Origin of the sequence: Halobaculum marinum, from assembly GCF_029338555.1 — an archaeon.
Classification (GTDB): Archaea; Halobacteriota; Halobacteria; order Halobacteriales; family Haloferacaceae; genus Halobaculum; species Halobaculum marinum.
On sequence record NZ_CP119989.1, the window covers coordinates 614,766 to 639,088 of the forward strand.

25 protein-coding genes are annotated in these 24,323 nt (G+C 71.4%); 17 read left to right on the plus strand and 8 right to left on the minus strand.

All coding sequences use genetic code 11. The annotated features are described in order from the left end of the window. The first annotated feature begins 42 nt into the window (after positions 1–42). The 3 genes from hemB to P0R32_RS03260 all read left to right on the plus strand — a co-directional run bounded on the left by hemB (position 43) and on the right by P0R32_RS03260 (position 2,586). The gene (gene hemB, locus P0R32_RS03250) at positions 43–1,023 is read left to right on the plus strand and encodes a porphobilinogen synthase (protein ID WP_276238493.1); all 981 of its coding nucleotides are present in this window, start codon (positions 43–45) and stop codon (positions 1,021–1,023) included. 67 nt (positions 1,024–1,090) lie between these two features. Next, the gene (locus tag P0R32_RS03255) at positions 1,091–2,152 is read left to right on the plus strand and encodes a hypothetical protein (protein ID WP_276238494.1); all 1,062 of its coding nucleotides are present in this window, start codon (positions 1,091–1,093) and stop codon (positions 2,150–2,152) included. A gap of 68 nt (positions 2,153–2,220) precedes the next feature. Next, the gene (locus P0R32_RS03260; RefSeq protein ID WP_276238495.1) at positions 2,221–2,586 is read left to right on the plus strand and encodes a DUF5518 domain-containing protein; all 366 of its coding nucleotides are present in this window, start codon (positions 2,221–2,223) and stop codon (positions 2,584–2,586) included. A gap of 39 nt (positions 2,587–2,625) precedes the next feature. On the opposite strand, the gene P0R32_RS03265 is transcribed toward P0R32_RS03260, so the two are convergent. After that, on the minus strand, positions 2,626–3,126 hold the full coding sequence (locus P0R32_RS03265; protein ID WP_276238496.1) for a DUF367 family protein: 501 nt from the start codon (positions 3,124–3,126) through the stop codon (positions 2,626–2,628). 128 nt (positions 3,127–3,254) lie between these two features. On the opposite strand from P0R32_RS03265, the gene P0R32_RS03270 reads away from it, so the two are divergent. Then, positions 3,255–3,605: a nuclear transport factor 2 family protein gene (locus P0R32_RS03270; RefSeq protein ID WP_276238497.1), complete on the plus strand. Its 351-nt coding sequence runs from the start codon at positions 3,255–3,257 to the stop codon at positions 3,603–3,605. 21 nt (positions 3,606–3,626) lie between these two features. Here the strand turns inward: P0R32_RS03270 and serS are convergent, their stop codons facing one another. From serS to P0R32_RS03285, 3 genes are all read right to left on the minus strand, one after another. Next, complete coding sequence (gene serS / locus P0R32_RS03275; RefSeq protein WP_276238498.1) at positions 3,627–5,006, minus strand: serine--tRNA ligase; 1,380 nt, start codon at positions 5,004–5,006, stop codon at positions 3,627–3,629. A 161-nt stretch (positions 5,007–5,167) separates the two neighbouring features. After that, positions 5,168–5,299, minus strand: a complete 132-nt coding sequence (locus P0R32_RS03280) for a hypothetical protein (protein ID WP_276238499.1) — start codon at positions 5,297–5,299, stop codon at positions 5,168–5,170. Positions 5,300–5,453: 154 nt separating this feature from the next. Then, entirely contained in the window at positions 5,454–6,587 is a 1,134-nt protein-coding gene (locus tag P0R32_RS03285; protein ID WP_276238500.1) for a thiolase family protein, read from the minus strand. Positions 6,588–6,745: 158 nt separating this feature from the next. Here P0R32_RS03285 and P0R32_RS03290 point away from each other — a divergent pair, with 158 nt between their 5' ends. Then, entirely contained in the window at positions 6,746–8,113 is a 1,368-nt protein-coding gene (locus tag P0R32_RS03290) for an ATP-binding protein (protein ID WP_276238501.1), read from the plus strand. Between the two features lie 7 nt (positions 8,114–8,120). Here the strand turns inward: P0R32_RS03290 and P0R32_RS03295 are convergent, their stop codons facing one another. Continuing rightward, a complete protein-coding gene (locus P0R32_RS03295) occupies positions 8,121–8,999 on the minus strand; it encodes an ArsR/SmtB family transcription factor (protein ID WP_276238502.1) in 879 nt (292 codons plus the stop codon). 189 nt (positions 9,000–9,188) lie between these two features. On the opposite strand from P0R32_RS03295, the gene P0R32_RS03300 reads away from it, so the two are divergent. The 7 genes from P0R32_RS03300 (at position 9,189) to P0R32_RS03330 (ending at position 16,867) form a co-directional block, all read left to right on the plus strand. Beyond that, positions 9,189–10,013, plus strand: a complete 825-nt coding sequence (locus P0R32_RS03300; RefSeq protein WP_276238503.1) for an MBL fold metallo-hydrolase — start codon at positions 9,189–9,191, stop codon at positions 10,011–10,013. A 57-nt stretch (positions 10,014–10,070) separates the two neighbouring features. After that, positions 10,071–10,301 carry a hypothetical protein gene (locus P0R32_RS03305; protein WP_276238504.1) on the plus strand — a complete coding sequence of 77 codons (231 nt, stop codon included), beginning with the start codon at positions 10,071–10,073 and terminating at the stop codon, positions 10,299–10,301. Positions 10,302–10,391: 90 nt separating this feature from the next. Further along, complete coding sequence (locus P0R32_RS03310) at positions 10,392–11,996, plus strand: CARDB domain-containing protein (protein ID WP_276238505.1); 1,605 nt, start codon at positions 10,392–10,394, stop codon at positions 11,994–11,996. After that, entirely contained in the window at positions 11,993–12,826 is an 834-nt protein-coding gene (locus P0R32_RS03315) for an ABC transporter ATP-binding protein (RefSeq protein ID WP_276238506.1), read from the plus strand. Before P0R32_RS03310 ends, P0R32_RS03315 begins: the two co-directional genes overlap by 4 nt. Next, positions 12,819–14,003, plus strand: coding sequence for an ABC transporter permease (locus tag P0R32_RS03320; protein ID WP_276238507.1), 1,185 nt, complete (start codon positions 12,819–12,821; stop codon positions 14,001–14,003). The genes P0R32_RS03315 and P0R32_RS03320 overlap by 8 nt, the downstream gene beginning before the upstream one ends. Before the next feature lie 60 nt (positions 14,004–14,063). Beyond that, positions 14,064–15,437: a PQQ-dependent sugar dehydrogenase gene (locus tag P0R32_RS03325; protein ID WP_276238508.1), complete on the plus strand. Its 1,374-nt coding sequence runs from the start codon at positions 14,064–14,066 to the stop codon at positions 15,435–15,437. Further along, complete coding sequence (locus tag P0R32_RS03330; RefSeq protein ID WP_276238509.1) at positions 15,434–16,867, plus strand: aryl-sulfate sulfotransferase; 1,434 nt, start codon at positions 15,434–15,436, stop codon at positions 16,865–16,867. Before P0R32_RS03325 ends, P0R32_RS03330 begins: the two co-directional genes overlap by 4 nt. A gap of 165 nt (positions 16,868–17,032) precedes the next feature. Here P0R32_RS03330 and P0R32_RS03335 read toward each other — a convergent pair whose 3' ends face one another. Further along, on the minus strand, positions 17,033–17,998 hold the full coding sequence (locus tag P0R32_RS03335) for a DUF5787 family protein (protein ID WP_276238510.1): 966 nt from the start codon (positions 17,996–17,998) through the stop codon (positions 17,033–17,035). 138 nt (positions 17,999–18,136) lie between these two features. On the opposite strand from P0R32_RS03335, the gene P0R32_RS03340 reads away from it, so the two are divergent. Together P0R32_RS03340 and P0R32_RS03345 are read left to right on the plus strand one after the other, a co-directional pair. Further along, on the plus strand, positions 18,137–18,904 hold the full coding sequence (locus tag P0R32_RS03340; protein ID WP_276238511.1) for a DUF6517 family protein: 768 nt from the start codon (positions 18,137–18,139) through the stop codon (positions 18,902–18,904). 90 nt (positions 18,905–18,994) lie between these two features. After that, positions 18,995–20,221: a threonine synthase gene (locus P0R32_RS03345; RefSeq protein WP_276238512.1), complete on the plus strand. Its 1,227-nt coding sequence runs from the start codon at positions 18,995–18,997 to the stop codon at positions 20,219–20,221. A 208-nt stretch (positions 20,222–20,429) separates the two neighbouring features. Here P0R32_RS03345 and P0R32_RS03350 read toward each other — a convergent pair whose 3' ends face one another. Beyond that, a complete protein-coding gene (locus P0R32_RS03350; protein WP_276238513.1) occupies positions 20,430–21,701 on the minus strand; it encodes an NUDIX domain-containing protein in 1,272 nt (423 codons plus the stop codon). Positions 21,702–21,835: 134 nt separating this feature from the next. Here P0R32_RS03350 and P0R32_RS03355 point away from each other — a divergent pair, with 134 nt between their 5' ends. After that, positions 21,836–22,591: a coenzyme F420-0:L-glutamate ligase gene (locus P0R32_RS03355; RefSeq protein ID WP_276238514.1), complete on the plus strand. Its 756-nt coding sequence runs from the start codon at positions 21,836–21,838 to the stop codon at positions 22,589–22,591. 4 nt (positions 22,592–22,595) lie between these two features. Then, positions 22,596–23,582 carry a 5,10-methylenetetrahydromethanopterin reductase gene (locus tag P0R32_RS03360; protein ID WP_276239353.1) on the plus strand — a complete coding sequence of 329 codons (987 nt, stop codon included), beginning with the start codon at positions 22,596–22,598 and terminating at the stop codon, positions 23,580–23,582. Positions 23,583–23,627: 45 nt separating this feature from the next. Here P0R32_RS03360 and P0R32_RS03365 read toward each other — a convergent pair whose 3' ends face one another. After that, the gene (locus tag P0R32_RS03365) at positions 23,628–23,873 is read right to left on the minus strand and encodes a DUF8024 family protein (RefSeq protein WP_276238515.1); all 246 of its coding nucleotides are present in this window, start codon (positions 23,871–23,873) and stop codon (positions 23,628–23,630) included. A gap of 124 nt (positions 23,874–23,997) precedes the next feature. On the opposite strand from P0R32_RS03365, the gene P0R32_RS03370 reads away from it, so the two are divergent. Next, complete coding sequence (locus P0R32_RS03370) at positions 23,998–24,264, plus strand: DUF7573 domain-containing protein (RefSeq protein WP_276238516.1); 267 nt, start codon at positions 23,998–24,000, stop codon at positions 24,262–24,264. The last annotated feature ends 59 nt before the right edge of the window (positions 24,265–24,323 follow it).

The following is a 24,323-nucleotide window of genomic DNA, read 5'->3' on the forward strand; positions in this document are numbered from 1 at the left end:
GCGAGCGCGGGCTTTAGGTCGACCCCGGGCAGACACTCCCCCATGTTCCCCACCGACCGGCCTCGCCGCCTGCGGACCGACGGCGTCCGCTCGCTGGTCTCCGAGACGAGCCTCTCGGCGTCGGACCTCATCGCGCCGGTGTTCGTCGACGCGACGACCGACGAGCGCGTCGCCATCGAGTCGATGCCCGGCCACGAGCGCGTCCCCGTCGACGAGGCGGTCGCGCGCGTCGAGGAGGTGCGCTCGACCGGCGTCGAGGCGGTGATGGTGTTCGGCATCCCCGAGTCGAAGGATTCGGTCGGCTCCCGCGCGTACGCCGAGGACGGCGTCGTCCAGCGCGCCGTCCGCGACATCGCCGCGGAGACGGACGCGTACGTGATCACCGACGTCTGCATGTGCGAGTACACCGACCACGGCCACTGCGGGGTCGTCGAGGAGCACGCCGAGACGGACCCGACGCTCACGGTGAAGAACGACGAGACGCTCGACCTGCTCGCTCAGACGGCGGTCTCGCACGCCGAGGCGGGCGCCGACATGGTGGCGCCGTCTTCGATGACCGACGGAATGGTCGGCGCCATCCGCGCGGGACTGGACGACGCCGGGTTCAGCGAGGTGCCGATCATGAGCTACGCCGTGAAGTACGAGTCGTCGTTCTACGGCCCGTTCCGCGACGCCGCCGACGGCGCGCCCGCCTTCGGCGACCGTCGGCACTACCAGATGGACCCCGCGAACCGGCGCGAGGCGACGCGCGAAGCCCGCGCCGACGTGGAACAGGGTGCGGACGTGCTGATGGTGAAGCCCGGGCTCCCGTACCTCGACATCGTCCGCGACGTGCGCGAGGGCTTCGACCTGCCCGTCGCCGCCTACAACGTCTCCGGAGAGTACGCGATGCTCCACGCCGCGGCCGACCGCGGGTGGCTGGATCTGGAGGCGACCGCCCGCGAGTCGCTGCTGTCGCTGAAGCGCGCGGGCGCGGACCTGATCCTGACGTACTTCGCCGAGGACGTGGCCGAGTCGCTGTAACGGCGCCGGACACGCGGCGACTCCCAGAACACGAACCGTTTTACGCCCCTCCGACACACCCACCGTCATGCACCGGCCGGCGGTCCCCGACCCGTACATCGAAGAGGTCGCCCAGCGCACCGACTTCTCGGTCGACGACGTGCGTATCGGCCTCCGGGTCCTCCACGACGCCGTCCAGTCGCGGATCGCAGAGCAGTACCGCCGCGCCCGCGACGACGACACACCGAACCACCTCCTCACCGACGACGCCGCCTCGGCGTGGTTCGCGTTTGCCTTCGCCGACCTCCGGGCGGAGTTGGAGGCGGCGGGCTACGAGATGGACGCCGACCTGCTGGCGGCAGTCGCCGCGGTGAACATGACCGTGTTCCAGGAGGTCCACGACCGCACCGTCTCGTTCCCCCGGGCGCTCGCCGACCGCAGCGACACGCCGTTCTTCTACCCCGTCTACGTCGAGAAGCCCGACTGGTGGCGCGAGGCCGAGACGCGCACGCTCCGCTCGCTGGTCGGCCTGCTCGACGCTGGGTCGTCGCCGGCGGCCGCACTCGACGCGTGGGCGGTGAACCTCGCTGGGATGGACGCCGACGAGTGGGCGGCGGTTCGCGGCGTCGAGCCCGACCGCGTCCGTTCGAACGCCGCCGACGCGCCCGACCCCGCACCCGAAGCCGCAGACGGCCTCCGCGCGGAGGCGCGCGAGGGCGTCCCGGACGGCCCCTACGACCCCGCGACGGACCGCCTGTTCGTCCCGACGACCGACCAACTCGCCGCCGCTCGGGAGGCGGAGGCGCAGGCGGGAGACGACACAGAGGCGGACCCGGATCCGGGCGTGGACGAAGCCACGGATCCGGACGTAGATGTGAAGGCGGACCCAGCCACGGATCCGGACACAGATGCGGACGCGGACCCAGAAGCGGGCCCGGACACAGACCCGGACCCCGACCGCCTCTCGGACATCGACCCCGAGGACCTCCTCGCGGGTGACGTCGACGTGGCGGACCTCCCGGAGTTCGCCGTCCAGGGCGGCGACGACGGCGACGACGCCGACGAGGGCGGCGAGCGATTCATCGACGGCGCCGCGGCGTTCGAGCGCGAGGACGAACGTGGAGAGGCGGACGACGGCGGCGGCAGGTAGCCGCCGCAGACGACACGTCGACCCCACGTGGCGACAGGTAGATACCGCGTGGAGTCGTCCGCTCGACCATGACTGACTGGCGTGCGGTCGCGTGGGGCGCACTCGTCTTCCTCGTCGTCGCGGCGTTCGGCACGGCGATCCCGGTCGTCGGCCAGATCGGCGCGGGCCTGCTCGGCGGCGCCGTCGCCGGCTACCTCGCCGGTGGCGGCCTCGGTAACGGCGCCTACCACGGCCTGCTCGCGGGGTCGGTGACGGGCGTCGCCTACACCGTGTTGTTCGCGCTGCTGGGGAGCGTCTTCGGCCTCGCCGGCGCCGGCCCGCTCGGGGGGCTGGTCGGCGGCGCGGGGGTGTTCCTCCTCGGCTTCGTGGTCACGCTCGTGTTCGCCATCGACTCGGCCATCGCCGGCGCCGTCGGTGGCGTGTTGGCGGAGTAAGTGCGGCGAGGGCGGGTGTGAGGCGGGGAGACTGCTCCCTCAGCGGTCGAGGTACTCCTGCTGGATCGCGACGACCTCCGAGGAGTCGGCACACTCGCTGTAGCGGCGCAACGGCTCCTCGTTGAGTTCGAGGAACGTCTCCCCCCACGTGAACTTCGCGAGCACGCGCTCGGCGTGGTCGGGCTCGCCGAGGATACACAGCGCGGCGGCGAACGCCTCGACGGTCGTCAACTGCATCGGGCGACCGAAGTTCACGGGGTTGGCGGCAACGAGGTACGGGAGCGCGCGGTGTTCGCCCGGGAGCGAGAAGCGGGCCTCCCCGGCCGACTCCCAGGAGCAGTCGAGCGCGACGAGCGTCTCCCCGGCGTCGCCGTCGGCGTCCGCCGGTGACAGCGCTCGCTCGGCGTGGGGGTTGAGCACGACGCCGTACGGCGTCGCCGCGTCCGACCGGTGGAGTTCGGTCAGGTCGAACTTGGCGAGCTTCCGGGCCGTGCACTTGTCGGGGTCGTCGTCGCCCTCGTACCGAACGTGCAGGTCCACACGTGAGGCGAGACGGCGGCGGCGAATAAGCGCCTCGGAGTCGCGGACCTCCCGCCACAGCGTCCGTGGCGGTGCGGCACCGCGGCGGTGCCGACCGATTCAAGCCGCCGGCGGCAACCGGCGGAGACGTGACACACACGGCGACCGCCCGGGCGTACTACCGTGCCATCGACGACGGCGAGTACGACGCCCTCGCCGACCTCCTCGCGCCCGAGTTCGTCCACGAGCGGCCGGACCGAACGATCTCGGGGCGTGCGTCGTTCGTGTCGTTCATGCGAGAGCGACGGCCTCGAACCGACACCGAACACTCGGTCGACGCGATGTACGCGCCGGTGGCGGGACCAGCCTCCGAAGCCGTCGCTCGCGGGCGACTCCGCGGCAGCGACGGGGAGGACCTGTTCGGCTTCGTCGACGTGTTCGCGTTCGCGTCGGCGGAACCGGACGCATCGATCGATCGGCTCACGACGTACACGCGCTGACGCGAGGACGTGGGGTCGCGCCTACTCCTTCTCGCCGGCGCCGACGGCGCTCTCGCCGATCTTCTCGCTCCCTTCGATGACCTCACGACCGCCCATGTACGGCTGGAGCGGTTCGGGCACGTCGACGGTGCCGTCGTCGTTCTGGAAGTACTCCAGGATCGCGACGACGACGCGCGGGACGGCGACGCCCGAGCCGTTGAGCGTGTGGAGGTACTCGGCGCTCTCGTGGCGCTCGGGGCGGAAGCGCAGGCCGGCGCGGCGCGCCTGGAAGTCGCGGAAGTTCGACACCGACGACACCTCCAGCCAGCGGCCGCCCTGCTCGGGGCCGTCGTCCATGTCGTCGCCGGGCGCCCACACCTCGATGTCGTACTTCTTCGCCTGGGTGAACCCGAGGTCGCCCGTGCACATCTCGAGGATGCGGTACGGCAGCCCCAGTCGCTTGAGCACCTCCTCCGCCTCCTCGACGAGGTGCTCGAAGCGCTCCTCGCTGTTCTCCGGTCGGACGAAGTTGACCATCTCCACCTTGTTGAACTGGTGGACGCGGACGATCCCTCTGGTCTCGGTGCCGTGCTCGCCGGCCTCGCGGCGGAAGTTCGGCGAGTACGCCTGGTGTTTGACCGGGAGGTCGTCGTCCAGCAGGATCTCGTCGCGGTACATGTTCGTCACCGGCACCTCGGCGGTCGGGAGGAGCCACAGGTCGTCGTCTTCGATCTTGTCGGCGTTCTCGTCGCCGACGCGGTAGGCGTCCTCGACGAACTTCGGGAACTGGCCGGTGCCCTCCATCGACTTCGAGTTCACCGGGATCGGCGGGAACACGTCGGTGTACCCCTGCTCGCGGTGGACTTCGAGGAAGAACTGGATCAGCGCGTGCTCCAGCATCGCGCCCTCGCCCTTCGCGAAGTAGAAGCCGCCGCCCGACACCTTCGCGCCGCGGTCGAAGTCGAGGATGTCCAGATCCTCGCCCAGATCGTAGTGAGGGGTCACCTCGCTCGGGAGGTCGCGCAGGTCGTCGAACCCTTCGCGGCGCACCTCGACGTTCTCCGACTCGTCCTCGCCGACGGGCACGTCGTCGTCGGGGATCTGCGGGAGGTGGAGCATCGCGTCGTGGAGTTCGTCCTCCAACTCGTCGGCGCGATCCTCGATCTCTTGGAGTTCAGTCTTGAGCGCCTGGCTCTCGTCGATGGCCGCTTGCGCCTCCTCCTCCTTCCCCTCCTGTTTCAGTCGGCCGATCTTCGACGACACCTCGTTGCGCTCGTGGCGCAGCGTGTCGCCGCGACCCTTGAGGTCGCGCCACTCCTCGTCCAGTTCCAGGATCCGGTCGAGGTCCACGTCGACGCCCTTGTTGGCGATGCCCTCGCGGACCTCCTCCGGATGCTCGCGGAGGAACTGTCTCGAAATCATTTGGTGGCAGTTCCGGGGGTTCGACCTAAACCGTGTCGGGTCCGTGTCAGGGCTCCCCGCGCCGGGCGAGGGCCGGATCGATCGGGCGACGGCGACACCGCACCACCGCTCGGGGCACGTGCGGTCGGGAAAAGAATCGACAGGCGACGCGGACGGCCGACTTACGAGGCGGCGCGCCGGGCGTGCGTCATCCGGTTGACGGCCGCCTCGTGGCGCATCTCCGCGCGGTGTTCGTCCCACGACTGGTAGGGGACGGGCGTTGCCCCGACGAGGATCTTCGGATTCTTGATCACGATCGGTTCACCATCTGTCTAGACGCCCGCCACGACTATGACCATTGGTATCATATGACATATCTATGCGAGCGCTTGCGCCGGAATCGGCCATCCCGGCGGTCCACAGTGGATCGCCCGCCGACGCGGGGGCGCCCGCGCCGGCCGGGTCGCGTTACCGACTGAACTCGATTGCGGCGCCCTGCCCGAAGCCGACGCACAGCGACGCCAGCCCGCGGTCGACGTCTCGCTTGATCATCTCGTGGATGAGCGTCACCGGCAGGCGCGCGCCGGAGGCCCCGAGCGGGTGCCCGAGCGCGATGGCGCCGCCGTTGACGTTGTACTTGTCCTCGTCGATGCCGAGTTCGCGGCGGCTGTACTCACACTGGGAGGCGAACGCCTCGTTCACCTCGACCAGGCCGTAGTCGTCGATGTCGGTGCCGGCGCGCTCCAGCAGGCCGCGCGTCGCCGGGACCGGGCCGATGCCCATCACGGTCGGGTCGACGCCGGCGACGTTGTTCGTGCCGACCTCCGCCAGCACGTCGAGGCCGTGCTCGTCGGCGAACTCCTTCGAGCAGACCAGCGTGGCGGCGGCACCGTCGGTGAGTTGCGAGGAGTTGCCGGCGGTGACCGAGCCGTCGCCGGTGAACGCGGGCGACAGGCCGGCGAGCGTCTCGACGCTCGTGTCCCGGCGGATGCCCTCGTCCTCGGTGACGACGCCGTCGTCGGTCTCGATGGGAACGATCTCGTCGTCGAACCGGCCCGAGTCCGTCGCCTCGGCGGCGCGCTGGTGCGAGCGCACGGCGAACTCGTCTTGCGCCTCGCGGCTCACTTCGTACTCCTCGGCAACCTTCTCGGCGGTCATCCCCATCTGGAGTTGGAACACGTTGTACTTCTCCGACAGCTCCGGGTGGAGGTGCTGGTAGGAGTCGCCGTCCATCGGCACGTTGCTCATCGACTCGACGCCGCCCGCGATGATGCACTCGCGGTTGCCCGCGGCGACGGCGTCCGAGGCGGAGATGATCGACTGCATCGAGGACGCGCACCAGCGGTTGATGCTCGTCGCGGGCGTCCCCTCGCCGAGTTCCGAGAGGAGCGCGATGACGCGCGCGACGTTGTTGTCCTGCTGGCCGCGCTGTTGGGCGACCCCCCACATGAGGTCGTCCACGGCGTCGGGTTCGAGGTCGTGCTCGTCGAGGATGTGGTCGATGAGGGCCACCGAGAGGTCCTCGCTGCGGACGTCTGCGAAGACGCCTCCCTGTCGACCGAACGGGGTGCGATACGCGGCCGCGATGACGGGCGTTGCCATGGATCGAAGTCAGCGGTCGATCCTGATAAATCCGGGAGAACCCCGCACCCGTTGGCCCGCGTTGCCGCCGCGGCGACTCCTGCCCCGTGTGACAGCCCCACACGACCGAGACGGGCTCTTCGACGCGCTTAACAGCCTCCGCGGGCAACCTCTCGGGGATGAGTGACCCGGCAGGGGACGTGGTCGAGCTTCTCGTGACCGTCCACCGCTACAACGAGGACCGCGACCTCGACGCCGACGACCTACCGCCGCGGTACCGCCGTGTCTTCTGGAGCGAGTCGCCCGAAGACGAGGAGGGACCGGGCGGCGTGGAGCGCCCACTCCACGTGACCGAATCGACCGCGAAGACCGCTACGGGCATCGAGCGCCCGTGGGAGGCGATCGCCGACCTCCTGTTCACCGAGCGAAAGGACTTCTCCGGCGAGATCGCGTTGTCTCAGCCCGAAATGGGGATCGAGTGGATCGTGGAGCGCGCGACCGACGAGAACCTCCTCGACAACCCGGTGCTCGCGAAGATCGCGAACGAGGCCGACACCGACGCCGAGTTCTCGGTCACGCACGCCGAGGCGCGCGAGGAGAACCGCCCGGTGCGCGCCGACCGCGTGTGGATCGACGCCCTGCTCGGCGAGTACTTCGACGAGGAGGAGGACGCAGAGATGCTAGACCTCGTCAACGTGAAAGCGCCCGAGGAGATCGAGATGACGCTGCACGACCTCGTCCTCACGACCGATCAGGAGGGCGAGATCCGCAAGCTCATGAAGGCGATCGAGCACCGCGAGTACCTCGCCAACATCGGCCTGCGCGAGATCGGGAAGCTGCTGTTCGTCGGGCCGCCGGGGACGGGGAAGACGACCGCCGCCCGCGCGCTCGCCCACGAACTCGGCCTCCCGTTCGTCGAGGTGAAGCTGTCGATGGTGACGAGCCAGTACCTCGGCGAGACGGCCAAGAACGTCGAGAAGACGTTCGAGGTCGCCAAGCGCCTGGCGCCGTGTATCCTGTTCATCGACGAGTTCGACTCCGTCGCCAAGACGCGCAAGTCCGACGAGCACGCCGCCCTCAAGCGCGCGGTCAACACGCTGCTCAAGAGCATCGACGACATCTCGCTCGTGCGCGACGAGGTGCTGCTCATCTCGGCGACGAACCACCCCGACCAACTCGACGCCGCGGCGTGGCGCCGCTTCGACGAGATCGTCAACTTCCCCAAGCCGGACCGCCAGATGCGCTCGGACATCCTCCGCGTCATCACCCGGCAGATGGAGATCGCCGACTTCGACCCCGACGAGGTCGCCGACCGCACCGAGGGGCTCACCGGGAGCGACCTCCGCCTCGTCATGCGCGAGGCCGTGCTGGAGGCGCTCACCGAAGAGCGGATGTCGATCACCCAGACGGACATCATGGACGCCGTCCAGGACTTCGAGGAGCGCGACAACCTCAAGAACATGGACATGATCGACGGCGAGGGCGCCGAGGTCGTCGGCGACGGCGGCGGGCACGACCACGATCACGACCACTCACACGACGACTGAGGCCGGTCTACTCTTCTTCGAGTATCTCCCGCTCGACGACGGTCAGGTGCTCGTCGACGACGACTCGGAGGCGGTCGCCGTCAGCCGAAAAGTACCCCTCAACCTGAATCGGGTCGCGCGTGACCGACTCACGGGTCCAGACGAACTCGTCTGTCCACACCGGCTCTTCCCAGATGTTCCGCCCGCGTTCGGCGAAGAACGACTGCACCGCCTCTTCGATCCGGAGCACAGCGGGGAGGTTCACGTAGACGAACCACGAACACTCCGTACAGGCGGCGTTGATCGGGATGTCGTCGGTGGCGACGTCGAACTCGTCCCAGTGATCAGAGTCGAACGCGAAATCGACCTCGACGTGGCCGGTGCAGTACGGGCACACCCCGTTGAACATCGACGTGTAATCCCTGATCAGCGTGTTCTGGAGCGCGACGGTGATCGACTCGGGGTCGTCTGGATCGATCCTGCCGGCATCGACTGGATAGCGCACCCGGTGGTCCCCACACGACCCACACGTGAGGTACGCTCTCCCACCTTCGTACCGCGCTTCTAACCCACCGCCACAGGACTCGCACTCCCACGGCACTCGGAACGGCTCCACCTCGACCTCGGGCACACTCCGGTGTGCGATCACCGCCTGGTACGCCCGGATCCCGGCGAGCGTGAGTGTGTACCCCTCGTCGGTCTTCTCGACGAACTCGTCTCGGAGTTCTCCGAGGTGGTAGGTCAGCCGACTGCTGTCGTCGACGTCTGCGGCCCGCTGGAGGTCGGAGAACGCCAGCGTCGCGTACCCCTCCGACCCACTCGCGTCGCCGAGCGCCGTGATCACCCGCAGCCGAACTTCGTCTGACAGGAGTTCGAAGGTCCGCCGAGACGGGTGATCGTCGGCCATCACCCAGCGGAGGCGACTATCGGTAAGATACCTTTCGGTCGACACGAGTGCTGCCGTCGGTCGTGGTCTCTCTCCGTTCGGCCTCGCTCCTGCTCACGGTTCGCTTCGCTCACCGTTCGCATCGTGGTCTCCCTCCGGTCGACCACGCTCCCGACACCGCTTAGTCTCCCCTCCACATCCTCACGGTAGATGCGCGTCACGCTCCTCGGCACGGGCGACACCACCGGCACGCCCACCGTCGGGTGCGACTGTGACACCTGCGAGGCGGCGCGCGAGCGCGGCGTCGAGCGCTCGCGCTTCTCGGTCCACGTCGAGAACGAGCGCACCGGCGAGTCGCTGCTGGTCGACCTGTCGCCGGACTTCCGCCACCAGTTCCTCACCCACGACGTCCCCCTCCCCGACGCCGCGGTCGTCACCCACATCCACTTCGACCACCTCGACGGCCTCGGCAACGCCTACCGCCTGTTCGACGACCTCCCCGTGTACGCGGCGAACGAGGTCGACCCCGCGACCGGCGAGTCGGTCGCCGACACGATCCGGACGAAGTACGACTACCTCGACCGCGTCACCGTCCGCGACGCGACTCCGTTCGAGCCGACCCGCGTGTGCGGCCTCGACGTGACGTTCGTCCCGGTCGACCACCCGCCGCTGGTGTGCTACGGGCTCGTAATCGAGGACCCGGAGACGGGTGCGAAGCTGTCGCTGTCGGGCGACACCAGCTACGACGTGCCCGCCGAGTCCCGCGCCGCGCTCGCGAACCCGGACCTCTTCCTCGCCGACGGCATCGTCCCGGCGCGCTTCTGCGAGTATCACCCGCTCGGCGGGAAAGACGAGGGCCCCGACGGCACGCCGTACACGTTCGGATCGAAGCACATGACCCGCGAGGGGGCGCTCGCGCTCGCCGAGGACCTCGGCGCCGAGACGACGCGACTAGTCCACCTCGCCCACTACTACCCGCCCGACGAGGCGTTCGCGGAGCCGCTGGCGGTCGACGGCGAGACGTACGACCTCTGAGCGGCGACGGGTGGCGCCGACCAGAACAGTTATTTCCGTGACACGGCTCGCGCGAGTATGTCCCTCCACGACGCAGTCGGCAGGATCGACGACGCCCACGTCGTCCGCCTCCTGACACTCTGGTTCGCGGTCGCGACGTTCCTCCGAGTCGCGTCCGACGGCGGCTCGACGGCCGAAGCGGTGGTCGGGTTCGTCGCACTCCTGCTGTTCTGGGGGATCCCGATCCACCTCCTCGTGACGCTACTGCTGGCGGTCGACGTGGCGATCGGCGGGTCCGCCACCGAGTGACGACCTCCGGGGCTCGACGGTCGGGCGGGTGCCGACGCGTTTCAGCGTGGCGGGAAGCTATTTGCGCGTCCAACCCCTAACTGCCCTAACTTGAACGCCCGTTCAACCCGGGCAGCGGCCCTCGTCGTCGGCCTCCTGCTCGTCACGTCGGTCCTCGTCCCGTTCGTCGGCGTCGCCGGCGCGGTGCCCGACGCCCGCGTCTCCGTCACCGACGCGACCGTCACACCGGCCACCCCGACGGCCGGCGCACCGATCACCGTCGCGGCGACCGTCCGCCTCTCGGGCGGGAGCGCGTCCGCCGCCGACCTCGACCGCGTCCGCGTCGTCGACGCCGACGGCGAGGTGCTCGGCGAGGCGACCGGCCTCGGCGCGCTCTCGCCCGGCGAGACGCTCACGGTACCGGTCACCCTCACCGTCGACGACCCCGGCGCGTACGACCTCTCGGTCGTCGCGACCGTCTCCGACAGCGACGACGAGACCGCCAGGGCGCGCTTCCCCCTCTCGCTTGTCGTCGAACGGGGCGCCCCGCAGGTCGAAGTCCGTGCGGAGAACGCCGTCGCCGGCGCCGACTCCCGCGTCGCGGTGACGCTCTCGAACCCGACGACCGCCGCGCTGCGCGACCTCACCGTCTCGGTCGTCGACCCCGCCGACGGCGAGCGCGTCGACGGCACCGTCGCCACGCTCGCCGCTGGCGCGAGTCAACAGGTGAACCTCTCGGTCCGCCCGACCGAGGCGGGCGAGCAGTCGTTCCAGGTCCGCGTCGACTACACCACCGCCGCGGGCACGCGCGCCTCCGTCACCCACGAGGGACTCGTCACGGTCGACGAACTGGCCGCCGACGTCGGCGTCCGCGTCTCGCGGTCGACCGGCGACGGCGACGGCGCGGCCGCGGGCGGCGGCGGTGCGGGCGGCCTCGCGGGCATCATCGGCGCCGCGGGCGGCGGCGGAGGCGGCGCGCTTCAGTCGTCCGGCGGCGACGAGGCGTCGGGCGACGGGTCCCGTGTCGACGTGACCGTGACCAACTTCGGCAACGCCGCCATCGAGCGCGTCGTGCTCGTCCCGCGCGGCGCGAACGGCACCGTCGTCGCCGCGGTCGGCCGCGTCGCCGTCGCCGACGCGCTGGCTCCGGGCGAGGCGGCGACCGTGACCGTCGACCTCGCGAACGTGGAGTCGGCGGGCGACATCGCGTTCGTCGCGACGTACGACCTCGCGGGCGAGCGCCGGGAGGCGGCCGCCGCCTACGACTTCCGCCCGAAGCGCGGCGCCGTCGAGTTGACCGGCCTCAACGTCTCCGTCGGCGAGGACGGGCGCGTCACCATCGGCGGCAACCTCGGCAACGTCGGCGGGTCCGAGGTGACCGGCGTCGTCGTCGGCGTCGCCGACGGCGAGTTCGCCGCGGCGGCGTACCCGCAGCGCGACTACTTCGTCGGCTCCGTCGCCGCCAGTGAGTTCGCTCCCTTCCGCGTCACCGCCCGTGTCGACACGGAAAACACCTCGACCGTCCCGGTGCAGGTCACGTACACGACCGGCGACGACCGCGTGACGACGGTGGTCGACGTACCGCTCCCGGCAGACGAGCGACAGGGACGCCCGGTCGGCGTCTTCGGCGGCTTCGGGGCGGTCGGGGGTGTCCTCCTCGCGATCGGACTGGCGATTCCCGCCGCCGTCGGACTGCTCGTCCGTCGGTACCGATGAGCGACGACTGGGCCGCCGACGCGGTCGAGGGGGCGAGCGTCGACGGCGCACCCGCCGCCGACGACGGTGACGCGGTTCGCGAGGAAGGCACCGTCGGCGACGCGGCTGTCGACCACGACGCCCGCGTCCGCGCTGGCGAGTTGGCCGCACGCATCCCCGACGCGACCGTCCCGCCGCTGCGACTCGTCGACGTGACCAAGCGCTACGACGGCGGCGGCGGCACCGTCACCGCTCTCTCGCACGTCGACTTCGCGGTGGACGCCGGCGAAGTGATCGCCGTCATCGGCCCCTCGGGGTCCGGGAAGTCGACGATGCTGAACCTGCTCGGCCTGCTCGACGACCCCACCGAGGGGCACGTCGAACTCCACGGCTCGCCCGTCGCGGGTCGCTCCGAGCGCGAGCGGACGAACGTCCGCCGGGAGACGATTGGGTTCGTCTTCCAGGACTTCCACCTCATCCCCACCCTCTCGGCAGTCGAGAACGTCCGGCTCCCGACCGCGTTCCTCCCCGGCGACTACACCGACCGCGCGGTCGACCTCCTCGAACGGGTGGGGCTCGGCGACCGCCTCGACCACACGCCCGACGAGCTATCGGGCGGGCAGAAACAGCGCGTCGCCATCGCGCGCTCGCTGATCAACGAACCCGACGTGCTCTTGGCCGACGAGCCAACGGGCAACCTCGACCGCGACACCGGCGTCTCGGTGCTGGAAGAGATTCGGACCATCGCCCAGGGCGGCGTCGGCGTCGTCGCCGTCACCCACGACGACCTCGTGACCGAGTACGCCGACCGCACCGTCGAGTTAGTCGACGGGGTGATCGGCGATGCGTGACCCCGCCGACGGCGCCAGCGGCGACCGCCTCGCGGCACTCGCCGACGCGCTCGACCGCCGCTTTCCGGCGGTGTCGCTGGCGATGCGGAACCTCTCGCGGCAACGGCTCCGAGCGGGACTGGCGGCGCTCGGCATCGTCATCGGCGTGTTCGCGGTCGTCTCGCTGGGGATGCTCGGCACGGCGCTGCAGGGCGCGGCTACGGAGGAACTCGGTGGCCTCGGCAACCAGGTGATCATCAGCCCGGCGCCGGAGACCGACTCGGACGTGCTGAACGGTCGCGATCTGGCGGTGATCGACCGCGCGGCGGCGGGTCGCGGCGAGGTCGTCCGGCTGAAGTCGACCGGCGCGACGGTGTCGGGGAGCGGCGGCCAGTCGTTCGCACAAGTGTACGGGACGACGAACCCTGCCGCGCTGTTCGGCGACGCGCCGGGCGTCCCCGACTACCACCGGCAAGGTGCGCTCGTCGGCGCCGACGTGGCCGGTGCGCTCGACCTCCGCGTGGGCTCGCAGGTCGCCATCGAGGGGAACACCTACCGCGTCGTCGCCGTCCTCCCCGAGCAGTCGAGCATCACGCCGCTGCGGGCGGACTCGGCGGTCGTGCTCCCGCCGGGCGAGTTCGCCACCGACGGCTTCTCGCAGGTGGTCGTGCAGGCGAACACCGGGGGCGACGCCGAGGCCATCGCGAGTGAGGTGCGCGACGGACTGAACGCCCGCGAGCGCCGCGTCTCGGTGTTCTCGCTGACGAGCGTCCTCGACCGCATCACGGAGTTCTTCGCGCTGCTCAACGGCTTCCTCCTCGCGGTCGCGGGCGTGTCGCTCGTCGTCGCGGGCGTCTCCATCTTCAACGTCATGCTGATGACCGTCTCCGAACGTCGCGGTGAGATCGGCGTGCTCCGCGCCGTCGGCATCCACCGAGACCAGGTGCTCCGGACGCTGCTGGTCGAGGCGACCCTGCTTGGGGTGGGCGGCGGCGCGTTGGGCGTCGCCCTCGGCACCGTGGGCGTGGTCCTCGTCGCGCTCAACACCGAACTCCCGCTCGCGGCGGTGCTCGTCCCGGCGAACGCGCTCGTCGGCTTGGGGGCGTTCGCCTTCGGCGCGACGGTCGCGCTCGTCGGCGGCCTCTACCCCGCGTACCGCGCGGCGTGGGAGCCGCCGGTTGAGTCACTCCGGGGATAAGGTCGGGGAGGGCGGCCGGATACCCGAAGACACTTGCGGGCGTGTTCGTTCCTGTCACCCATGTCCGATCACTGGTCCCGGCGCCGAGCGCTCGCGGCCGCGGGCGCGACGCTGGTCGCCGGCTGTGCGGGCTCGCCTCCCTCCGCGGGCTCGGCTGGCGACGCCGCCGACGGCGGCGACCCGACCGAGAACGCCACCCCGACGCCGGAGCCGACGCCCGTCCCCGAGCCAGACACGTCGTTCGAGCCACGCGAGTGGACCGCCCCCACCGACGCCCCCTCCCCTGACGTCGAACGGACGGTGCTCGTTGAGAACCTCGAGATTCCGTGGGACATCTCCGTCGCGTCGAACGGCGACCTGTTCGTCACCGAGCGCGTCGGCCGCGTCAGCCGCTTCGCCGGCGGCGACCTCGACACCGTGTTCGCCCCCGGCGACGCCATCGACGCCGAGGCCATCCCGCAGAGCCAGACCGAACAGCAGTGGTGGGTGAAAGGCGGCGAGGGCGGCACCCTCGGCGTCGCAGTCCACCCCAACTACCCCGACGTGGAGGTGCTGTACGTCTACTACACCGCCGACACCGACGACGGGAAGCGCAACCGCGTCTCCCGGTTCGACCTGTCGGCGTCCGATCCGGCGGCCAGCGAGCAGGTCGTCGTCGGCGACATGGCGGCCAACAAGTTCCACAACGGCGGCCGGATCGCGTTCGGCCCCGAGGGCTACCTGTGGGTCACGACCGGCGACGCCGGCGAGGACCCACTGGCGGCTGACCCCGGCGAACTCCCCGGGTCGGTGCTGCGCGTCACGGTCAACGGCGAGCCGGCCCCCGACAACCCCGACATCGACGGCGGCGACCCGCGGGTGTTCACGTACGGCCACCGCAACCCGCAGGGACTCGTCTGGCTCCCGGACGGCACGCCCGTCATCAACGAGCACGGCCCCGCCGGTCGCGACGAGGTGAACCGCCTCGTCCCCGGCGGCTTCTACGGCTGGCCGGAGACGCGGACCGCCGACCAGTACCGCGCGCTCCCCGCCGACAGCGACGTGCGGCGTCCGCTGGCCAACACCCAGCGGGGCGGCTGGGCGCCCACCGGCTCGCTGTTCTACACCGGCGACGCCGTCCCCTCGTGGCGCAACCGGATGCTGATCGGCGGCCTGCGGAGCCAGCAACTGGTCGTGCTCACGCTGTCGCCGCCCGGTGCCGAGTTGCCGCCCGTCGGCGAGGGTCGTCGCTTCGACGCTGACTGGATGGACGACGCGTACACCGCCACCGCTCACCCGCTGTTGAAAGACGAGTTCGGACGCATCCGACACGTCGAACAGGGCGTGGACGGCGAGTTGTACCTGATCACCTCCAACCGCGACGGTCGCTCCGGGAAGGGCGGGTTCCCGAAGGACAACCACGACGTGCTGGTGAAGCTGGAGGCGACCGAATGAGCCGCTCTCGCTCGCGCACCGCCGCTGCGCTCGTCGTCGCAGTCGTCTTCGCACTCGCAGTCGCGGCAGTCGCCCCGGCAGTGGGTGCGTCGTCGGCACTCGGCGGGCAGTCTGCGCCAGCAGCCCAGTCGCAGTCGCTCAACCCCTGCGTCGGCACGGTCGACGCCGAGCGCGCGCCCGACACGACGACGCTCGTCTCGGTGCAGGGCGCCCGCGGCGGCGGCAAGACGGCGGCGCTGCTGTTCGGCGTCGCCCCGAACGGCTCGGTCGTCGGCGTCCACAACGACTCCGCCGACGGGCGCTGGTGGTCGTACGACGTCGACCCGCTCCCGAACGGCGAACTGCTGATGGCGACGACGGAGCCTGGGATCACCGTCGTCGAACGCATCGACCCCGCGACCGGCGAGAACACCGAGGTCACGCGCCTCCAGAACGTCGAGGACGCCCACGACGTCGACTACCTCGGCGACGGCGAGTTCGCCACCGTCGACAAGGGTGACGAGCGCAACCGCGTGCTGATCTACGACCAGTCGGGTGAGATCGTCTGGCAGTGGCGCTTCGACGAGCACACCGACCAGTTCCCCAAGGACGGCGGCGGCCCCTACGGCGAGGACTGGACCCACGTCAACGACGTCGACCAGATCGGCAACGACACGCTGCTCGTGTCCGTCCGCAACTTCGACCAGGTGATCGCCATCGACCGCGACACCAAGGAGATCGAGTGGACGCTCGGCGCGGACGACGACTACGACGTGCTGAACGAGCAGCACAACCCCGACTACCTCCGCGGTGAGGACGGCACCCCGACGGTGTTGGTCGCCGACTCCGAGAACGACCGCGTCGTCGAGTACGCCCGGACCGCCGACGGCGACTGGGAGCGCACGTGGGTGCTGGAGGGCGGCGGCCTCCACGAACCGCGCGACGCCGACCGCCTCCCCAACGGCAACACGCTCGTCACCGACCGCCGCGGTCACCGCGTCGTCGAGGTGACGCCCCGCGGCACCGTCGTCTGGGAGTTCTACACGCCGTGGCAGCCGTACGACGCCGAACGCGTCGGCACCGACCGCGGCTCCTCCGGCCCGACCATGCGGCAGGTCGGCGCCGAGGGGAGCCACGAGGTGACCGGCAGCGCCGACTTCGACACCGCCGACATCGAGGCGTGCTACGCGTACCTCACGAGCTACGAGGGGAGTCGGCTCGTCCCCGACGACGAACTGTGGGGCACCGGCGGCGACCTGTTCGACGCCGAGGACGCGACGCCCGGCGACGGCGGGTCTGCCACCACCGGCGACGACGGCACCGACGACCGGGCGTGGACGACAGTCCCCGACGAGTCGGCAGTCGACATCCCCGGCTTCGGCGTCGGCGCGGCGCTGACGGCGCTGGCGACGACGCTGGCGGCGCTCGTGGTCGTGTTGCGACGGCGGTGAGCGGCGCGCGCGCCACACTCCGTCACTGACCCACCGTCCGCGATTCCCTCCAAGACCCACCGTTCGCACCTCGCGCCGTGACTTCCACCATACTTCGCGCCGTGACTCGCGCGGTCACCACCGTTCGTGTCGCACGCACCGAGTCGGCGACGCCGAACCGCGCGCTCACCTGAACCGATCTAACCCCGCCTGCCGGTCGACGACGCCCGGCGGGTCGTGCACCCACGGCGTCCGTGCGTCCCGGAGCGCCGCCGCGTCTCCGTCGTCGGCGACCGACTCGCCCGGCGCCCACCCGGGGCACGACTGTCCGCACTCGCTCGCGGGGTCGACGACGCGCTCGAAGTGGGCGCAGTGGGGTCGACCGTCGCCGTCGGCCGCGCAGTTCGCGCAGTCGGGGAACGCGAACGTCCGCCACCCCTTCCCGTAGGCGCGCTCGGCGATCCGGCGGCGCTTGCGAGCCTTCTCGTCGGGACTCACCAGCGCCACGTCCGTCCGCCCGGGGTGCTCGGTGAGCAGTTCGACGCCCGGCGCCGTGGGGTCAAGCGGCGTCGCCTCGCGCACCACTTCCCGCTCGCCGGTGTCGGGGTGGAAGCGCCAGACGCCGACCGCCTCGGGGATGCGGTTCAGGTGCGCGCCGGTGACGTGACTCTCCGTCGCGAGCACGACGCGGTCGAACAGCGCGAGGCTCGCGTCGACCCGCAGTTGTCGCTGCAGGTCACCCGGTCGGCCGAGGTCGGGCTTGTTCTCGATGGCGACCAACTCGGCGACCCAGTCGTCGGGGTAGCGCGTCGCCTTCCGCACGTACCGCGTTCCGCCGCGGCGCTCCTCGGCGAAGAAGCCGCAGTCGACGGCGGCGTCGGCGACGCCGCGGGCGCGGTCCGGGTGGGCGTCGACCGCGCGGGCGACGGGCATCGCCTCGCCGACGCCGACGGGTGCCTCGACCGCCGCGGGCGGGATGGTCCGGTCGGTGATCCGCGCGCGGTCGTCGAACTCCGGGCCGGGGACGAGGCCGACGACGTCGACGACGCGGCTCCCCGGCGCGGCGACGGCGCCGCCGAGTTGGCGTGCGAGCACCCAGTCGGTCGCCCGTTCGAGGTGGGCACACAGCGCCAACTCGAACGCGAACTCCATACCCGACCGGGGGACCCGACGGGCAAAAGCGCTCGCACGCGGGCGCCAACGTCCGCCGCCTCAGCCGACTGATCCCGGAGTATCGACCTTGATACCCGCGACGATGCGGTTTTGTCCCCCGGTCCCTGCGCGACGATCATGGATAGACGCCGATTCCTCGCCGGCGCCGCGGCGGCGGGCGTCGCCGGACTCGCCGGGTGCGGAACCGCCTCGGGCGCGATCAGACCGCCCGAGTTGCCGAAGCGACGACTGGACGAGGGTGGGTGGGAACGCACCACCGCCGACACCGAGGAGGTGTTCTCGCGGACGGTCGCGGGGACCGACGTGTCCGCGACCGCCGTGACGCGCGTGTTCGACGACGTCGCGCTCCGGTCGGACGTGAGCGAAAAGACGCTCGGCGCGCTCGACGCACCGCTGTCGAACTTCTTCGCCGCCCGGATCGCGTTCACGCCCAACCTCGCGGACGTGCCGATCGAGTCCGCCCGCGAGGAGTTGGCCGCCCGCGCCGGCGAGGTCGCCGCGGGACAGTTCGAAGCCCAACTGGAGGCCGCCGGCTTGAGTGACGTGTCCGCCAGCGACGGGGGGACGCTCACGGTCGAGACAGGTGAGGAGGCCAGTCTCACCGCCTACAACGCGGCGTTCGAGTTCGACGCCATCTCCTTCGAGGTGCGCGGCGAGACGATCACCATCGAGGGCGGCAGCGTCGACGTCGAGGGACTGCTCGCGACGTGGGTCCACGACGGCGGTCTCCTCCTCTCTGGCGGCGCCTACCCCGCCGAGAACTTCGCGCGGACCGTCGAGAAGGAACTCTCCGACGCGATCACCGTCTCCGTCGACGTGGACCTCGGACTCGAACCGGAGACGTACGCCGAGGAGGTCACGGGCCTCCTCAAGCGCGTCGAGTAGGACCGCTCGGCTTCCGTCGACGGGCCGAACCACCCCGCGCGGACCGCCGGATGCACAAGCGGTTAGTCGCCCCCCGCCGATCCGCCGCGTGTGCGAACAACTGACGCATTCGTCGCCCTGCGGTGTGTCGACTGCGACGCCCGACACGACCCCGCGACGGTGACCCACCGCTGCCCCGACTGCGGCGGTATCACCGACCCGGAGTACGACCTCGACGCCGTGGACCTCTCGCGCGAGGAACTCGAATCCCGCCCGTTCGACTCGCTGTGGCGCTACGAGGAACTGCTCCCGTTCCCCCGCGAGGCGGCGGTCTCGATGGGCGAGGGCGCCACGCCGCTCGTGGAGTGTCCCACCCTCGCCGACCGGATGGGCGTCGGCGCCGTCTACGTCAAAGACGAGGGGCGCAACCCCACGGGGACGTTCAAGGACCGCGGGCAGACCGGCGCCGTCACCGCCGCCGTCGAACACGGCGCCGACGCCATCGCGCTCAACAGCGCCGGCAACGCGGGGCAGGCCGCCGCAGCGTACGCCGCCCGTGCGGGCCTCGACTCGCACGTGTTCCTCCCCGACCGCGCCGGCTTCACCCAGAAGGCGATGACGGAGGTGCACGGCGGCGACCTCCGGATCGCCAAAGGTGAGATCACCGACGCCGGCGCGGAGTACGCCGCGACGATGGAGCAGGGCGCGGAGGGCGCCGACGCCGGGTGGTACTCGACGAAGACGTTCGTCACGCCGTACCGCCACGACGTGAAGAAGACGATGGCGTACGAGACGATCGAGCAACTCGACTGGGACGTGCCCGACGCCGTCGTCTACCCGACCGGCGGCGGCGTCGGCCTCGTCGGGATGCACAAGGCCGCCACCGAGTTCCGCGAGTTGGGCTTCACCGACTCGCTGCCGGGGATGTACGCCGCGCAGGCGGAGGGCTGTGCGCCGGTCGTTCGCGCGTGGGACGAGGGCGCCGACGCACACGAGGCGTGGGAAGAGATCACCACCGTCTGCAACGGGATCGCCGTGCCGGACCCGGGCGCCTCGCCGTGGATCCTCGACGCGATCGAGGAGTCCGGCGGCGGCGCCGTCGCCACGAGCGACGAGGCGATCCTCGACGCCGCGATCGAAGTCGCCCGCACCGAGGGGATCGAAGTCGGTGCGACGTGCGCGTCGGCGGTGTCGGGCGCGTTCGAGTTGGCCGAACGCGGCGAGTTCGGCCCCGACGACACGGTGGTCCTGCTCAACACCGGCGCGGGGAACAAGGACGTCGACACCCTGCGGAGCCACCTCGGTGCGCGCGAGGAGGCGGCGGACGAGGCCGCCTGACTGCGACTCGCCGGGGCGAAGCCTCTTCACCGAAGCCGGGACCAGTCGGTCGCGATGTAGCCTGTCACCGCCGCTCCGACCTGTTCGCCACACAGCCACGGCTCAGGGGTGTAGATCGGGCGGCTCGGGTGAATCCCTCGTCACACGGGGCTCGGTGGGGGTAACCCTCGTCACGGCCGCCCGGACGGACGTATCCGGTCGGCGCGTATCACTCCTTCCCATCGTCGCCGTCGACCGCGCGGTCCCACTCGGCCTGTGCCCGGTGGACGGCGGCCGTCTCCCGCACCGCCGCCGCGTCGAGCACCCCGTCCTCGGTCACGACGGTCACCGCCTCCGCGGGCGCCCGGTCGAACAGGGGGGCGTACGTCGCCACCCCCTCTGGACCGTCGAAGTCGGCCCGCTCGGGGTGGAACGCGTCCGTCGGCGCCACCTTGTCACGAGCGGTCACCGCGTACACGGGGACGCCCTCGCGCGCCGCCGCCAGCGCCAGTCCGCGGGTGCCGACCTTGTTCGCCACCGAGCCGTCCGGGAACACGGCGTCGGCGCCGACCACGGCGGCGTCGACCCGGCCGGTCGCGAGCAGCGACGCGACCGCCGCGTCCGGCACCAGCGTCACTGCACGGCCGTCGGCGGCCAGCGACGCGGCCACGTCGCGCCCTTCGCCGCCGGGGACGGACTCGGCGACGAACACCGGCCCGTCGAGGCGGTCGAGCGTCTCGGCGACCGTGCCCGACCGCGACAGCGTGAGCACCGCTGAGTCGGTGCCGTCGTCGCACTCCGAGAGCAGCGCCGCCGCCTCGCTCGCGGCCCGGTCGTCGGCGTCGACCGCCGCCGCGACGGCGTCGACGGCGCGGTCGCGGACCGCCGTCGGGGTCGCCGCCGCTTCTGCGAGCACCCGGTTCACCCGGGTCGCGAGCACGGTCATCCCCGGACGGGCGTCGCGGAGTCGCCGTGCCGTGTCTGCGAGGTCGTCCCACGACCCGTCAGCGAGTGCGAGCGCCGCGGCCTCGTCGCGCAGTGCCTCCAGTGCCCGGACGGAGACGAACGCCGACCCGTGGGTCCGATCCGCGGCGACGGTCTCGGGAGTGGGACCGACGGCGCGGTAGGCGTCCCACAGCCGCGGCACCGTCTCGCGCGCCAGCATCGCGGTCGGCTGAACCCACTCCGTCGCCGCGAGTTCCTCGCTCGGGTCCACTGCGCGAGTCGCGCAGTCGAACAGGACCGGGTGGACCGTGAACGACCCCTCGGCGTCGTCGACGCGGACGGGGTCGCCGCGACGGACGAGCGTCAGCGCCGCCGCTTCGATGCCCGTCTCCTCACGCACCTCCCGACGCGCGTCGTCGAGACTGTCGTCGGGGTCGTCCTCGACGTAGCCGGAGACACCGGCCCAGCGTCCGGGGTAGGTGCTCGCGGTGTCGCTCCGCTTGACGAGCAGCACCGCGCCGCGACTCCGGAGGAACGCGGTGACGACGTGAGCCATGCGTTCCCTTCGCGGGTCGGGAACTTCGACGTGGCGGCGGGCGCCGTCGCGCCCGTCGCGACCGTCACGACACGAACACCGGCCACGTGTACCACCACCGGCGCGCTTTTGCGGGCGACGACCGCAGGGCGGGTATGGAGCTATTCGCCGTCCCCGACCTGCCGGAGATTCGGGAAGGGGACGACCTCGCGGCGCTGATCCGCGACCGGGTCGACCTCCGGCCCGACGACGTGGTGTGCGTCGCCTCGACGGTCGTCTCGAAGGCCGAGGGTCGCGCGGTCGACCTCGCCGACTTCCCCGCCGGACCCCGCGCCCGCGAGATCGCCGCCAACTTGGAGGCAATCTCCGGGGACGAGAAGGACCCCCGCTTCGCACAGGCCGTGCTGGAGGAGTCGACGGAGGTGATCATGGAGGCCCCGTTCCTGCTCACCGAGACGCGCTTCGGCCACGTCGGCGTCAACGCCGGCATCGACCGCTCGAACGTCCCCGGCCACGACCTGCTCCTCCTGCCGAAGCGCCCCTCGGAGTCGGCGGCGCGCATCCGCGAGGGCCTCCCGGCAGACCGCGTGCTCGTCACCGACACCTGCGGGCGCCCGTTCCGCCACGGACAGCGCGGCGTCGCCATCGGCTGGGCCGGCATGGCGCCCGCCCGCGACTGGCGCGGCGAGGGCGACCGCGACGGGCGCGAACTCGGCGTGACCGTCGAGAACGTCGCCGACGAACTCGCCGCCGCCGCCAACCTCGTCGCCGGCGAGGGCGACGATGGGACGCCGGTGGTCGTCGTCCGCGACTTCGAGTGGGGCGACCACGGCGAGTCGGACGCCCACTTCCGCGACGTGGACGGCGACTTGATCCGCCAGGCGGTCCGGGGGTGGTCGTTCGATGGATAGTCCGATGCTCGGGATCGAACTCGCGCCCGAACACCCCGTCGACCGGATGGTCGAGTTGGGGACGCTCGCCGAGGACGCGGGCTTCGACTCGCTGTTCGTCTCCCACCACTACAACAACCGCGACGCGTTCTCGGTGCTGTCGCAGTTGGCCGCCGCGACCGACGACGTCCGCCTCGGACCGGGCGTGGTGAACCCGCTCGAGTTCCACCCCGCCACGCTCGCCTCGAAGGTGGCGACGCTCGACGAGGCCAGCGGCGGGCGCGCCGTCTTCGGCGTCGGGCCGGGCGATCCCTCCACCCTCCGCAACCTCGGTCTCGGCGACGAGCGCGGCCTACGCCCGGTGCTGGAGGCGTTCAAGACCGCGCAGAAACTGTGGGCGGGCGAGCGCGTCGACGGCGCGTCCACGTTCGACGCCGCCGACGCGGGGCTGAACTACACGCCGCCGCAGGGCGCCGACATCCCCGTCTACGTCGGTGGCGAGGGCCCGCACATGTGCCGGATGGCCGGCAAGCACGCCGACGGCCTGCTGTTCAACGGCTCCCACCCCGACGACCTCGCGTGGGCACGCGAGCAAGTCGAGCAGGGGAAGTCGGACCGCCCAGACTCGCGTGGTTCGTTCGACCTCGCGGCGTACGCCGCCGTCAGCGTCGCCAGCGACGCCGAGGCGGCGCGTGAGGCCGCCCGACCGCCCGTGGCGTTCATCGCCGCCGGCGCCGCGCCGCCCGTGCTGAAGCGCCACGGGGTCGACGCGGATCTCGCCGGCGACATCGGCGACCACATCTCCGCCGGCGAATTCTCGGAGGCGTTCGATCTGGTCACGCCGGCGATGGTCGACGCGTTCTGCATGGCCGGTGACGTGGACGCCGTCGCCGAGCGGATGGCCGCGGTGCTGGCGCACGCCGACTCGCTGGTCGTGGGGTCGCCGCTCGGTCCGGATCTGGACGCGGCGGTCGAGTTGGCGGCCGAGGCGGCCGCTCGGGCGACGGAGTAGCCGGAGAAGACGGTCGACAGTCGGTTCGCGTCCGCGAGTCGTCGGTCAGCGCTCGCCGCGCGCCTGCCGGTAGCGGCTCTGCGTCGCGAGGTCGCCGATGCCGAACTCGTAGCCGAGCGCGCCGAGCGCGAGGTAGCCGAGGACTGCCGACGCGCCCGTGACGAACAGCGCGCCGAACAGGAACGAGACGAACGCGAGCGGGTCGCGCAGCGCCACCTCCGTCACGAAGATGACGACCAGGTCGATGACGCTCGTGACCAACTCGATCACGAAGTCGGTGACAGTTACCATGCCTCGGCCTCGGATCCGCGGGGACTTGAGCGTTGATGTGTCGGCGTGGGGTGCGGGCGGCCGTTCGACGGGGCCGCCGTCTCGGAGGGCGGGAGTTATGTCCGCGGCGGCGCCACACCCGAGCGTGCCCGAGGACCGTTCGCTCGACGAATTCGCGGCCGCCGCCGACGCGGACGCCACCGAGACGGGGACCGACGGTGAGGAGACCGCCGACGCGGAGACCGACGGTGAGGACGGTGACTCCGCGGTCGACCCCGCCACCGTCGCACCCGCGGAAGCCACGTACGACCACTCGCCCGACGGCGCCGCCTGCGCCGCCTGCGGGGAGACGGTCACCCGGCGCTGGCGCGACGACCCCGGCTACGTCTGCGAAGACTGCAAGGAGTGGTGAGGCGCGGGCGGCGGCGACCGCCGTCCCGTCCCGTCTGGTCTCGTCCCGGTCTCGTCCCG

Coding starts and splice junctions, on each gene's coding strand:
- hemB (WP_276238493.1), top strand. CDS start 43: ATGTTCCCCACCGACCGGCCTCGCCGCCTGCGGACCGACGGCGTCCGC.
- P0R32_RS03255 (WP_276238494.1), top strand. CDS start 1,091: ATGCACCGGCCGGCGGTCCCCGACCCGTACATCGAAGAGGTCGCCCAG.
- P0R32_RS03260 (WP_276238495.1), top strand. CDS start 2,221: ATGACTGACTGGCGTGCGGTCGCGTGGGGCGCACTCGTCTTCCTCGTC.
- serS (WP_276238498.1), bottom strand. CDS start 5,006: ATGATTTCGAGACAGTTCCTCCGCGAGCATCCGGAGGAGGTCCGCGAG.
- P0R32_RS03285 (WP_276238500.1), bottom strand. CDS start 6,587: ATGGCAACGCCCGTCATCGCGGCCGCGTATCGCACCCCGTTCGGTCGA.
- P0R32_RS03290 (WP_276238501.1), top strand. CDS start 6,746: ATGAGTGACCCGGCAGGGGACGTGGTCGAGCTTCTCGTGACCGTCCAC.
- P0R32_RS03295 (WP_276238502.1), bottom strand. CDS start 8,999: ATGGCCGACGATCACCCGTCTCGGCGGACCTTCGAACTCCTGTCAGAC.
- P0R32_RS03300 (WP_276238503.1), top strand. CDS start 9,189: ATGCGCGTCACGCTCCTCGGCACGGGCGACACCACCGGCACGCCCACC.
- P0R32_RS03305 (WP_276238504.1), top strand. CDS start 10,071: ATGTCCCTCCACGACGCAGTCGGCAGGATCGACGACGCCCACGTCGTC.
- P0R32_RS03315 (WP_276238506.1), top strand. CDS start 11,993: ATGAGCGACGACTGGGCCGCCGACGCGGTCGAGGGGGCGAGCGTCGAC.
- P0R32_RS03320 (WP_276238507.1), top strand. CDS start 12,819: ATGCGTGACCCCGCCGACGGCGCCAGCGGCGACCGCCTCGCGGCACTC.
- P0R32_RS03325 (WP_276238508.1), top strand. CDS start 14,064: ATGTCCGATCACTGGTCCCGGCGCCGAGCGCTCGCGGCCGCGGGCGCG.
- P0R32_RS03330 (WP_276238509.1), top strand. CDS start 15,434: ATGAGCCGCTCTCGCTCGCGCACCGCCGCTGCGCTCGTCGTCGCAGTC.
- P0R32_RS03335 (WP_276238510.1), bottom strand. CDS start 17,998: ATGGAGTTCGCGTTCGAGTTGGCGCTGTGTGCCCACCTCGAACGGGCG.
- P0R32_RS03340 (WP_276238511.1), top strand. CDS start 18,137: ATGGATAGACGCCGATTCCTCGCCGGCGCCGCGGCGGCGGGCGTCGCC.
- P0R32_RS03350 (WP_276238513.1), bottom strand. CDS start 21,701: ATGGCTCACGTCGTCACCGCGTTCCTCCGGAGTCGCGGCGCGGTGCTG.
- P0R32_RS03355 (WP_276238514.1), top strand. CDS start 21,836: ATGGAGCTATTCGCCGTCCCCGACCTGCCGGAGATTCGGGAAGGGGAC.
- P0R32_RS03360 (WP_276239353.1), top strand. CDS start 22,596: ATGCTCGGGATCGAACTCGCGCCCGAACACCCCGTCGACCGGATGGTC.
- P0R32_RS03365 (WP_276238515.1), bottom strand. CDS start 23,873: ATGGTAACTGTCACCGACTTCGTGATCGAGTTGGTCACGAGCGTCATC.